Source organism: Mucilaginibacter pineti (assembly GCF_900101875.1).
Lineage (GTDB): Bacteria > Bacteroidota > Bacteroidia > Sphingobacteriales > Sphingobacteriaceae > Mucilaginibacter > Mucilaginibacter pineti.
Window position 1 is genome coordinate 78,831 of the sequence record NZ_FNAI01000020.1, and the last position, 12,496, is coordinate 91,326.

General features: G+C 44.4%; 7 protein-coding genes. 4 read left to right on the forward strand and 3 right to left on the reverse strand.

The genetic code is table 11. From position 1 onward, the window contains the following. Positions 1-43 precede the first annotated feature (43 nt). From BLS59_RS28195 to BLS59_RS28205, 3 genes are all read left to right on the forward strand, one after another. Positions 44-1,519 carry a glycoside hydrolase family protein gene (locus BLS59_RS28195; protein WP_205411374.1) on the forward strand — a complete coding sequence of 492 codons (1,476 nt, stop codon included), beginning with the start codon at positions 44-46 and terminating at the stop codon, positions 1,517-1,519. Between the two features lie 5 nt (positions 1,520-1,524). Next, a complete protein-coding gene (locus tag BLS59_RS28200; RefSeq protein ID WP_205411375.1) occupies positions 1,525-2,505 on the forward strand; it encodes an ROK family protein in 981 nt (326 codons plus the stop codon). Between the two features lie 177 nt (positions 2,506-2,682). Further along, complete coding sequence (locus BLS59_RS28205; RefSeq protein ID WP_091156301.1) at positions 2,683-4,893, forward strand: glycoside hydrolase family 32 protein; 2,211 nt, start codon at positions 2,683-2,685, stop codon at positions 4,891-4,893. A gap of 129 nt (positions 4,894-5,022) precedes the next feature. Here BLS59_RS28205 and BLS59_RS28210 read toward each other — a convergent pair whose 3' ends face one another. The 3 genes from BLS59_RS28210 to BLS59_RS28220 form a co-directional block, all read right to left on the reverse strand. Beyond that, on the reverse strand, positions 5,023-6,198 hold the full coding sequence (locus BLS59_RS28210; RefSeq protein ID WP_091156303.1) for an efflux RND transporter periplasmic adaptor subunit: 1,176 nt from the start codon (positions 6,196-6,198) through the stop codon (positions 5,023-5,025). 9 nt (positions 6,199-6,207) lie between these two features. Further along, a complete protein-coding gene (locus BLS59_RS28215; protein ID WP_091156305.1) occupies positions 6,208-10,542 on the reverse strand; it encodes a CusA/CzcA family heavy metal efflux RND transporter in 4,335 nt (1,444 codons plus the stop codon). 80 nt (positions 10,543-10,622) lie between these two features. After that, positions 10,623-10,937 (reverse strand): DUF6660 family protein, encoded by a 315-nt coding sequence (locus tag BLS59_RS28220; RefSeq protein ID WP_091156307.1) that lies wholly within the window; start codon positions 10,935-10,937, stop codon positions 10,623-10,625. A 265-nt stretch (positions 10,938-11,202) separates the two neighbouring features. Between BLS59_RS28220 and BLS59_RS28225 the strand changes: the two genes are divergently transcribed. Continuing rightward, positions 11,203-12,237: a hypothetical protein gene (locus BLS59_RS28225; RefSeq protein ID WP_091156309.1), complete on the forward strand. Its 1,035-nt coding sequence runs from the start codon at positions 11,203-11,205 to the stop codon at positions 12,235-12,237. The last annotated feature ends 259 nt before the right edge of the window (positions 12,238-12,496 follow it).

The following is a 12,496-nucleotide window of genomic DNA, read 5'->3' on the forward strand; positions in this document are numbered from 1 at the left end:
ACAAGCAGGCATTCAGTTGAGGATGCCTGCTAAATTCAGCCTTATGAAAAAGCTATATACACTTGTTTTAATCTTATTTATCGCCAGGGCTTCCTTTGGCCAGTTAGGTGTTAAATATGATCCCACCATACAATCTACAAAAAGTATGCAATACTTTAAACCCAAGGGCAACCTGTTTGTAGGCGATTGCATCCCCTTTTCAAAGGATGGTGTTTATTACTACTACTGGCTGCTTGATTCGGCCCATCATAAAAGCCTTAACGGTTTGGGAGGGCATCAATGGGCTTTAAGTAAGTCAGATGATCTTAAAACCTGGAAACAATATCCCTTAGTATTAAAAATTGATGAGCCTTGGGAAAAATCTATCTGTACAGGTTCTGTTGTTTTTTATAAAGGCAAATATTATGCGTTTTACGCTACCCGGTTAATAAATGATGGTAAAGTTAATGAGCAGTTAAGCTACGCCATAAGTGCCGATGGCGTGAATTTTGAAAAACAAAAACCAAATCCATTCTACACATCGGCACCCGGTTACAGTAAAAGGGATTTTAGGGACCCTAAAGTTTTTGTTGACGAAAAAACAGGAGAGTTCCATTTGTTTGTATCCAGCTGGCAGGAAAACACTGTGATGAAAAATAATGGCGGTGCATTGGTTCACCTATCTTCTAAGGATCTGAAAAACTGGACCGTTCATGAGCCCATACTAACCGGGCAGGCATCTACGCCGGAGTGTCCTGATTATTTTTTATGGAAAGGCTGGTACTACCTTGTTTATAGTGACAATAGCAATACGTCTTATGTAAAATCAAAAAAACCTTATGGCCCCTGGGAAGAGCCACGTTACCAGGCTTTAAATGAAGATTGGTCAAACGTAGTTAAAACAGCCGAATTTAAAAACGACAGAAGGATAGCTGCTGCATGGGTACCAAGCCGCTGGGAAGGGAAAGACAGCAACGGGGAGGTATTTGGTGGTAACTCGTTGTTCAGGGAAGTTATTCAGGAAGCTGATGGTACGCTGGATACGCGCTTTCCGGCAGAGATGGTGCCCGAAACCGGAGAGGCCATTAACAGTAAACCCATTGCCGATTTGCAGGCTACGCTGCTCAACGCAAATAGCTTAACAATTAATTCGCCGGGTGGAGTAGGGGCTGCACATATCGAGGGTGTTCCCTTAAACTGCCGGATAACATTGGAGATAGAACCCTTAGGTGCAAACGAAGAGTATGGCATATACCTGCGTGCCAGGGAGAAGGCCGATGGCGGCTACCAGCTTAATTTTTCGGCTAATAACAAAAACGTAGAGTTGGGTAACACAAGTATACAGGCTGTTGATGGTTTAAATAAAACTATAAAGGTTGATATAGTAATGAAGGATGGGATCATTGATGTTGATATTGACCATAAGCGTACCATCATTAACCGTACTTATGAACAAAACGGCAACTTTTTATGGTTTTATGCCAAACACGGAAAAGTGAATTTTAAATCAATTAATATTTATCCTCTTAAAGAAGATTGAGCTATATGTTGTTAGGATTTGATATTGGAGGTACTAAATGCGCTGTAATAGTTGGTGAACTAACCCAAAAAGGAGATATCGAAATTATTGATAAAAAGGTATTACCTACCGAAAAACCGGTATATGAAATGATTGAGCTGTTGTTTATAACCGCCGAAGAATTGATGCTTGAACACCATATAGGTATTGATCATCTGGAGGGTATAGGTATAAGCTGCGGCGGCCCGCTAAGCAGTAAAAAAGGGCTTATACTTTCGCCGCCTAACTTATTAGGGTGGGATAATATTCCGATCGTTAAAATGACGGAGGAGCGTTTTAAACGAAAAGTTCTTTTACAGAACGATGCCAATGCCTGTGCCGTAGCCGAATGGAAGTTTGGTGCCGGCAAGGGAGTGGACAGCTTGATATTTTTAACATTTGGCACCGGGATGGGCGCCGGGCTCATCCTGGACGGTCGCCTGTATTCCGGCATAGCCGATCTGGCCGGAGAGGTGGGCCATTTACGGCTGTCAGAAACAGGTCCGGTAGGTTTTGGTAAAGCCGGATCATTTGAAGGTTACTGCAGTGGCGGCGGTATAGCGCAGATAGGACAATTTATGGCGCGGGAAAGTTTGCAGATAGGGAAAAAGGTATCCTTTTGCGAAAGTATTGACGACCTGCCAAAGATCACGGCAAAAAGTGTGGCCGAAGCAGCTTACCAGGGAGATGAGGTGGCGATTAAAGCATATGACCTTTGCGCGGAATATCTTGGACGCGCATTGGCTATGTTTATCGACATGCTTAACCCTGAAATGATTGTGTTAGGGAGTATTTACAGCAGGGCAAAAAGTTTGATCGAAGCTAAAATGTGGGAGGTCATCAACCGGGAAGCCTATTTTGAATCAAGGGATGCCTGCCGGATAGTTCCCGCCGGATTGGGTGAAAATATAGGCGATATCGCCGCGCTGTCCCTGGCGGTCATGAGCAACGATAATCTTAAGTTTTAAATGAATTATAACACATCAAAAAATACTGAATAAAGATTCTTCTCATAAATTGGTTAATTCCGGTTGCGCTTGCCCATCAGGTGCGCCGGTTTTTTTGAAAAGAGGAATTGTTTTTATATCGTTAGTAAAGTGTCTTAATACCAATGTTTGCTATTTATAGCTATAAAAAAATATACCATGAAGAAATACATAATACTATCACTTTTTCCGGCACTTTTTATCATTGCCTGGCAGTCTGCCGGAAGCTTTACCGATGCAGTAGCGGCATGGTCATTGGCAGATGTAAATGATATGACGGCTGCAAACAGCCGGTTAAACATACACGGCGATGTGCAATTTATACCGCTCAGCGCAAATGAGGCCGAGGCCTCGAAGTTACGCGGCGGTGACGGGATCGCTGCAAAATTTTCAGGGGGATGGCTGGACGCCGGCCAGGGTAACAACCAAGAACTGAACCTGTCTGGCAAAAATGTGTCGATTTTGGTACGGGTAAAAGCAGATCAGGTAAACGGCTTTACGCCACTGATCAGTAAAGCAGGCAACGATCAAAGCGTAGCCTACGGCATTGCCTTGAACAAGATCGGCGACGAAACATACATAGAATCCATTATGGGGAGCGATGAAATTGCAGGGGCGCATACGCTCCGTTACAAACTGCCTAAAAACGATGTAAGCAAATGGCATGATATCCTGCTTCGCTTTAACGGCGAAATATCTCAGCTGTACGTAGATGGCTTTCTTCGCGATGACGAAGTTACCGTAGGTGAGATCAGGAACTGGAACAAAAGACCCTTGCTGATTGGCGCACAATACAAAAATGAGTTTGGCTATGCAAACGTAACCAACGACCAGGTTGATGCACGGTTTGAAGGATTGATTGATCATGTAGCCCTCTGGAACCGTTATTTGTCTGATAACGAAGTTGAAAAGCTATCGGATGTAACAGTATTGAAAGACGGTAAACCGGCATATTATCATGAAACCTACCGGCCGCAGTTTCATTTTTCGGCTAAAAAGAACTGGCTGAATGATCCGAACGGGCTTGTTTATTATGACGGGGTGTACCACCTTTTCTTCCAATATATGCCCGCCAACCGTCCTGGTGCCTATAAGGATTGGGGCCAGGCCACCAGTACAGACCTGGTGCATTGGACACAGGTACCGCATCACATCACACCTCATAAGGTATGGTCGGGTTGCTGGTCTGGATCGGCAATCGTTGATTCTAATAACACCGCCGGTTTACAAACCGGGAAGGAAAAAACGATTCTTGCCTTTATCACAAATGGCGGCGATCCGGCTGCCGGGCTGGGGCCTATGTGCACGCAATGTATGGCGTACAGTAATGATGGCGGTAATACGTTTACCTATTATGACCAGAACCCGGTAATCCGGAATGTATATAAGGAGAACCGGGACCCAAAAGTAGTTTGGGATGCGGTTTCTAAAAAATGGATCATGTCGTTATTTATGGATAAAGACAATGACTTTGGACTTTTTTCGTCTGCCGATTTAAAAGCATGGAAGTATCTCAGTACTGTTTCGATAGTCGGGGTACGTGAGTGCCCGGGTTTTCAACCACTGCCTGTTGATGGAGATAACGCTCATCAAAAATGGCTGTTCTTTGGCGCGAACGGTGATTACGTAATCGGCTCATTTGATGGAACGAATTTTAAAGCAGAAACGAAGGTGCTGCGTGGCGATTATGGTATGAATTTTTACGCACCGCAAACCTGGAATAATACACCCGATGGCAGATGCGTTATGATTGCGTGGATGCCTGGACAACGATATCCGGGAATGCCGTTCGATCAGCAAATGAGTTTCCCTACTCAGCTTACCCTGCGTACCACCGCTACAGGGGTTCAGGCCTTCAGACTCCCCGTTAGCGAAATCAAAAACTTACACGATCATGCTTACACATGGGGCAACAAGGTGCTAAATGTTAATCAAAACCTGTTCAAGGATTTGAAGGGTAAATTATACGATATCAATATTGAGGTAGACCTGAAAAAATCCAGCTCGCTTAAAATTGGCTTACGGAATGTTACCCTAAGCTATGATGCCATAAAAGGAATACTTTCCTGCGGAGGCGATCCGGTAAGGAACGGCATTGTGCCAACAAGCAGGATCTCCGCTGATGTGTCTGAAATAAATGAAGTCAACAATATGGGGAAAATGGCTTTAACACCTGTAAATGGAAAGATAAAATTACGCATCCTGCTGGACCGCAATACAATCGAGGTCTTCGGTAATGATGGCGAGGCTGTACTTTCTTCCTGTTTCATGCCCAATGCGGATAGTCCATCCTATAGTATTAAATCAGACAGGGGCGTCAATATTGTTAAAGCCGCCGTTTATTCTCTTAAATCGGCTTGGGGAAACTAAGCCTTGTTTTAATTGTATATCAGTGGATGGAGTAGGATGTCCATCCTTTCACCCCGAAATTAATAGCTTTAATTTCGGGGTGTTTGTGTAGGATAATAACTTTATGTTCGGAATGGTAATGCCTGTTAGCTATTCTTCTTCCCCGGTGTTGACCATTTTGGCCAGTACGAAAAATGTCTTTTTGGTAACGATCATAGAACCTGGCTTTAAATCTTTTACAGGTGTGATCTCGGTAAACCCGATATCCGCAACACCTTTGGCTACCGGGACCCGCTCAAATTCAGTTTCCTTTGCATCCTGCTTTTTTACCACAAAAATATAGTCTTGCCCGCCGTTGCTCACAATAGCTTCCGTTGGTACTGCCGGTAAAACAGCATTGCCAATACTAATGATGGCCGTTATGTTCATCCCTTCAATCAAGCCTGTTTTATCTCCCATCACCACGGCATGCACAGGAATGGTCTTTGACTGGCTGGCGAAAGCGGTGCCGATAGAATAGATCTGCGCATCATATTCTTTACCGGCGCTGTTGGTCAGGGTAAAATGGATGCGCTGTCCGGCCTTTACTTTGGGCAAATCCTTTTCAAATACAAAAAGATCAAGGTGCAATTGGGAATTGTTAACGATCTGCGCTATGGGGGTTGAAGCATCTACATTAGAGCCGATCTGCGCCGAAACTTCGCTTACCGTTCCGCTGATAGGAGCCAGTACCGGGATACTTGTTACAATTCTTCCGCTATTAACCGATGATGGAGAGATACCTAAAGCAGACAGCTGCATTTGCTGGGATCTTTTGACTGATATAAGTGCGGCCAGCTCGGCTTCTGCCTTTTGCAGGTTTTTCAGTGGAGCTGCGTTACCGGCCACCAGTTCTTTTTGTCGCTGGTATTCCTGTTGGGCGAGGGTTAGCTGGGCCTGGGTGGTTTGCGATTGCTGTTGAAGCTGGGCAAAATCGGGGTTTAATATGGTGGCAATCACCTGGCCTTTTCTCACATAGCTACCCGGCTGAACGGTTAACGTACGAATTGTACCATTGGTTACAGAAGTAACCAATGCCTTGTTTTGATTGGGTACCGACAATAAGCCGTTAGCTTTAATGGCAGTAGCCAGGTTTTTCATTTCTATGGTGCCCAATTCAATCCCTGCAGTTGTTAATTGACTGGCGGTAAGGCTCACCATGTTAGTTACTGCAGAAGCCCCCTCTGCTTCTTTGGGCTCTTCTTTAGGTTTATCCTGCTGTTTGCAGGATATCACCAAACCTGTGAAAGCGAGAAGAAATATATATGGTTTAAAAATATTTTTCATGGATATATCTTATTTGCTGTTGGTGTAGTAATTCAGTTGGAGAGCACTCTGGTTGTATTCATTCAGCACATCTAAATAGTTGCGCTGAATGTCGATGGCTTGCGTGAGGTATTGCGATAGCTCGGCGAAGCTGATCTCTCCAGAACGGTAGGAAAGATTGGCAGCTTTAATAATGGCATCAGCTTGCCGGAGCCCGGTTGCGGTATAATAGTCCAGCAGGTCATTATTCTTTTGCAGGGTTTCCAATTCCTGGTTATAAGAAGTGCTGAAGGCGAGCTGCTGATCTGTCAATACTGTTTGCTGGTAGCTTCTTTCCAGTTGTGCCGCTTTAACTGCATGTTTATACTGGCCCCGTCCAAATAGCGGAATACCCACAGTTACCGAGAACCCGGAATAAGCCGGGGTAACACCATATAAGCGTTGCGAAAAGAAACGGCCTTCAAAGGATGGCATCTGACCCTGTCCGGCTACTTTTACTTCCGCGCCCGCAATATTCACGTTCTGCTGTTGTATCTTAAGCAAGGGGTGCGCATTGGTATCCGCTGTTGTTCCTTCCAACTCCACTTTTCGTAAAGGGCTGCTGTCGGGCAGTAAGGCCAGTTGTACATTTAACAATCGTTTCAAGGCTTCCTGCTGGTTTTTGATATCCTTTTGGATCAACCGCAACTGCACTGTGGTTTCCCGGGCTTTGGCCTGGGCGGCAATACTGTCCAGCCCGGCATTCTCACCGGTTTTTACCCTCAATACAGCGGCTTTGGCCAGCGTTCCGTAAATACTGTCAAGCCGTTGCCATAAGCGTTGTTTGCTCTGGTAATACCATAAATTATAGTAGGTGCCGGCAATGTTTCTTTTAACCTCCATCACCTGTGCCTGGCGGGAATACTCGGCAGAGCGGGTTTGTTCCTGCAAGAGGTTTTTACGTGCCTTATAAAGACCGGGCCAGTCCATAGTTTGGGAAAGACCGATCTTCAGGATACCTTTCTGATCCTGCGGGTTGATATCCTCATTTTCCACGAATACACCTGTTTTGGGAAGCGTAAAGGCTGTTTTACCCAACTCCCTGCGCTGATCGATCTTTAAATTAGATGAACGTAACTGCAAGTTGTTTTGAATAGCTATTTCATAAGCTTCATTCAAGGTGATTCTTTTTGCTGTAGGGGTTGTTTGTGCAAAGGCAGGCAGTGTGATTGCAAAAACCAACAGTGTTAACACTATTTTCTTTGTCTTTGCCGAAGGGTTGATCTTTTTTTTAGTGAAGATGAGGTAAAGCAAAGGCAATACAACTAAGGTTAACAGTGTCGCGGTAAGCAACCCGCCGATCACTACGGTTGCCAAAGGTTTTTGAACCTCGGCACCGGCGCTGGACGAAACAGCCATCGGCAGGAAGCCCAAGGAGGCTACAGCGCCAGTCATCAATACAGGTCGCAACCGTTCTTTTGTACCCCGGTAAATGCGTTCCATGATATCCTCAACGCCATCTTTAGCCAACTGGTTAAAGGTGCCAATGAGTACAATGCCATTCAATACCGCCACGCCAAACAGCGCAATAAAACCAACCCCTGCCGAAATACTGAACGGCATTCCCCGTAATAGCAGCGCGAACACACCACCAATGGCAGACATGGGTATGGCTGTAAAGATTAGCGTAGCCTGTTTAATAGAATGGAAAGTAAAATACAGCAGGATAAAGATGAGTAGCAAAGCCGCCGGAACTGCGATCATCAGCCTGGCACTTGCCTGCCGCAGGTTTTCAAACGTACCGCCATAAGTATAATAGTAGCCTGTAGGCAATGGAACTTTGGCATTAAGTTTTACCTGTACATCTTTCACCACGCTTTCTACATCTCTGCCGGTTACATTAAAGCTGGTTACAATGCGCCGGCGGGCATTTTCCCGGCTGATTTGCGCCGGACCTGTTTCGTAGGATATCGTTGCCACCTGTGATAAAGGCACCTGGTTACCCTCAGGGGTGGGGATAAACAGTTCGCTTACATTTTCAATAGCGTTGCGATGGGCAGAATCCAGCCTGACCACCAGGTCAAACCTACGCTCGTTCTCATAAATGGAACCGGCGGTATTACCCGCAAATGCAGTGCTGATCACCCGGTTCACATCTTCGATATTCAACCCGTAATTGGCCATTCGTGCCCGGTCGTATTTTACGGTGATCTGGGGCAATCCGCTTACCCGCTCTACCTGTGGTTGCGTAACACCGGCTATTGGCTTAATGGCCTGTGCAACTTTAACAGCCAGCAGGTTCAGGGTATCCAAATTCTCACCAAAGATCTTTACAGCTACATCTTGTTTTACACCAGTCATTAATTCGTTAAAACGCATCTGGATGGGTTGGCTGGGTTCGGCTATTACACCGGGGAGGTCAGCTAAAGTATTCCGCATATCATCGGCCAGTTCATAAAATCCTTTACCATCCGGCCACTCTGATTTATCCTTTAGTACAACTATCAGGTCGGATGCTTCTGGCGGCATAGGGTCGGTAGCTACATCGGCGCTGCCCGTTTTGCCAACAACCATTTTTACTTCGGGATATTTACGCAGCATCCGTTCGGCCTGCATAATGGTTTCGGTGCTTTGCGATAAAGAAGTTCCCTGTGGTAATACAAATTCTATCGCATAGTCACCCTCTTCCAGTTGGGGTATAAATTCGCCGCCCATGCGGGAAAAGATAAACACGCTCACTATCATAAGAATAACCGCCACTGCAACAACCTGGTATTTAAACCGGATAGCCGCTTTTAAAACAGGTTCATATTTGCGCTGGAAAAAGCCGATCATCCGATCAGAAAATGTCTTTTTAGGCTCGGCATTTTTGGACAGGAACAGGGCCGACATCATGGGAATATAGGTGAGTGACAATAATAACGCACCCAATATGGCAAAACCTACGGTTTGGGCCATTGGACGAAACATCTTACCTTCAATACCCGTTAGCGTAAGAATAGGAATATAAACCACCAAAATAATGATTTCACCAAACGCCGCGCTGTTACGGATGCGGGAGGCAGATAGGAATACTTCCTCATCCATTTCCTGCTGGGTAAACCTGCCGGTGATTTTGCGCAGTGCGAGGTGGTGCATGGTAGCTTCTACAATAATAACTGCTCCATCCACGATGAGGCCGAAATCAATGGCCCCTAATGACATCAGGTTGGCTGATACGCCAAAAAGATTCATTAACGAAAGTGCGAACAATAATGATAAAGGGATAGCAGAGGCTACAATAAGCCCGGCCCGCCAGTTTCCCAGGAAAAGCACCAACACAAAGATCACGATCAACGCGCCTTCGGTAAGGTTTCGTTCTACAGTGCTGATCGCCCGGTTGATAAGATTAGTACGATCAAGGAATGGTTCGATTACCACATCGGCCGGAAGTGACTTCTGTACCAGATTCATCCGTTCTTTCACCAGGCCTACTACTTCGGCACTGTTAGCGCCCTTGGTCATCAGTACTATACCGCCAACCACCTCCTTTTCGCCATTGTAGGTCATGGCCCCATATCTTGGCGGTGAGCCTAACTGAATTTTGCCGATATTTTTAACCAGTATTGGTACGCCATTGGCCTGCCGCTTAATGATAGTATTCTCAATATCGGGGATGCCCGACATTAAACCCACCCCGCGGATGAAATACGCATTTGGCTTTTTATCAATATAAGCCCCACCCGTATTCTGGTTGTTTTTCTCCAATGCTGTAAAAACTTCGGGAATGGTCACATCCATCGCTTTCAGCTTATCGGGGTCAAGCGCAACCTCAAATTGTTTCGATACACCACCAAAGGCAGTAACTTCGGCAACACCTGCAATGCCATATAGCTGGCGGGTTACAATCCAATCCTGCATGGTGCGGAGATCCATTGCCGAGTATTTATGCTCACTTCCTTTTTTGGGGTGAAGGACATACTGGTAGATCTCGCCCAATCCTGTTGTAACCGGGGCCATTTCGGGCCTGCCGGTACCTTTAGGGATTTGTTCCTGCACTTCGTTCAGCTTTTCTGCAATGAGCTGGCGGGCAAAATACACATCCACGGATTCTTTAAATACAATGGTAATCACACTCAATCCGAACCGGGACATGGAGCGCATTTCGGTAACATTAGGCAGGTTGGAGAGCGATCGCTCTACCGGGTAGGTGATAAATTGTTCAACTTCCTGCGCGGCTAAAGTAGGTGCTTTGGTAATTACCTGCACCTGGTTATTGGTAATGTCGGGTAAAGCATCAACCGCAATCTGTGTGGTACTCCAGATACCCCAGGCAATAAGTGCCAGGGTAAAAAAGCCAATCACCAGTTTATTACGGATGCTGAACCGTATAATGGCATCTAACATAAATAATTTCTGAAAAAGGAATAAATAAAACACAACCAACCTGTTTGCAGGTGAATTGCATACTTAAAAAAGAGAAAAGATTATGCTGACTGTGGTGGTTGCCAAATGGCCATGCTCTGTTCCTGAACAGCAGGGATTTTGCTGTCGGGATATTGGCGGTCAACTACTTTGAAGAATAAACCTGAAACAGGTTTGCTTACGAGATTCCTGGCTGTGGAGCAGCAGGTACAGGTACAAAAAGGCGGACATACTTCCTGCCCGGCGTGGTCATTACCGGAATGGGTTGTCTGAATGGTAGCGTGAACTACGCTGGCCATGTTATCTTCCCTGTCCTGGCACGGTAAGATCGCCAGCAAGGTAAAGTATAAACTGAATAAGAAAGCCAGGTATTTCATCCGTTTGCAAAAGTACAAATAAATTGAGAAACGTGCTATAATCAGAATTACGCAATGGCGTGGGTTTACTTAAAATGACGTAGGAGGGGACCAACCCCGGGCACACTTATTCAATGACCATTATGCCTAATATTGCGCCGCTTAAATTAATGCTGTATCTTTATCCCCCAGAATAATATGCTAAATATAAGCTTCTCATTATAGCTAAACGCAGCTGCTTTGTACATATTAATTTTTTTACCACAAAATCGGGATACGATTGGCTATGAAAGCAATATTTGGGACGTTTAATATAGATATGTTGCCTATAGAAGCTATTGACGTTTCAAACAAAGTCAGTAGTTATTTAAAAGAGAATGTTATAGTAATTCCTGGAAATACCGTTTTTCGCGATGTATTTGGAGATGTTGGCGGGAAGGGCAAAAGATATTTACAGCTATCTGCGAATAATCAGGTATATAATATACTGGAAGATCAATATGTGGAGGATATTAAAATTGAGCTCTCCCACGCTGTAAATAATATTAAAATTGTTTATTACTTTTTTACAAGCCCAAATTCAAATTGGCGGGCCATACTCTCGGGGCAGTTATATCAGTTAAAGAGTTACGGGATTTTGTCCGAAGCAGATCTATATATCCATGTAACCGACGCTAATAATTATACTGATGAGATTAAGGAGATTATAAAAAACATATTTCCGGCGGCAATTGTACATACATCATTTGTTAACCAGTTTGAATATCCAGCGCTCAAATTAGCACATGATTTGGCCGTAGAATCTCCGGAAAGTATAATCCTATACTTTCATAGTAAAGGGATGACACATAACCTCCATTCGCGAGCCCTTGAGGAAATTTTCTTACTCACCAAAACATTTCAAAACTGGCGAAAAAACATACAGTTACTCAATACAGAAAATAAGCAAAAAGCTGGTTTGTTCTCGTCGAAAGAAGGATGGATCTGGTATAATTTCTGGTACGCTAAAGGAGAATATTTGGCTAAGTGCAGTGCGCCGGAAATTAGCGATAATAGATACTATTACGAAGGCTGGCTTGGTTTGGCCAATCCCGAAAGAACATTGCCGGCTGATGATTGCCTTAATCTGTTTAAGATTAAAAATGTATCCAAACAATATTTTACCCCGGTCGAAGCCGACATATACAAAGTAAACCTTATGGAAAAGCTGTTTTCACATGCCGAACGTAAAGAGTTTAGGGTTGTAAGAACTTCTTTTATGATACATTGTCAGTTAAAAATAGATTCGTTTTTTAAACTTTTCAAAAAGCGGAAAAAATAGTGGTTGAGAAATTATTGGAAAAAACCAATGTATTGCCCCTGTTAGCCAATTTAATTCCAAATTTCCGTCAAAAGGCACAGACCGAAGATCATCAAACCGGGCCGGTGATAAAATGGTTTATCCTGGGGGTATCAATATACCAATACATCTTTTTACTTTTTTAAGTTGACCTGATGATATATGATACGGGTATTTATCGCCTGATAATTTAATTCTGCCCTTTTTTTCTCAATCGATTGTATTTATTACAGCAACGGTC

Bases quoted from the DNA above. Each gene is read 5' to 3' on its own strand.
- BLS59_RS28195 (WP_205411374.1), top strand. From the start codon at position 44: ATGAAAAAGCTATATACACTTGTTTTAATCTTATTTATCGCCAGGGCT.
- BLS59_RS28200 (WP_205411375.1), top strand. From the start codon at position 1,525: ATGTTGTTAGGATTTGATATTGGAGGTACTAAATGCGCTGTAATAGTT.
- BLS59_RS28205 (WP_091156301.1), top strand. From the start codon at position 2,683: ATGAAGAAATACATAATACTATCACTTTTTCCGGCACTTTTTATCATT.
- BLS59_RS28210 (WP_091156303.1), bottom strand. From the start codon at position 6,198: ATGAAAAATATTTTTAAACCATATATATTTCTTCTCGCTTTCACAGGT.
- BLS59_RS28215 (WP_091156305.1), bottom strand. From the start codon at position 10,542: ATGTTAGATGCCATTATACGGTTCAGCATCCGTAATAAACTGGTGATT.
- BLS59_RS28220 (WP_091156307.1), bottom strand. From the start codon at position 10,937: ATGAAATACCTGGCTTTCTTATTCAGTTTATACTTTACCTTGCTGGCG.
- BLS59_RS28225 (WP_091156309.1), top strand. From the start codon at position 11,203: ATGAAAGCAATATTTGGGACGTTTAATATAGATATGTTGCCTATAGAA.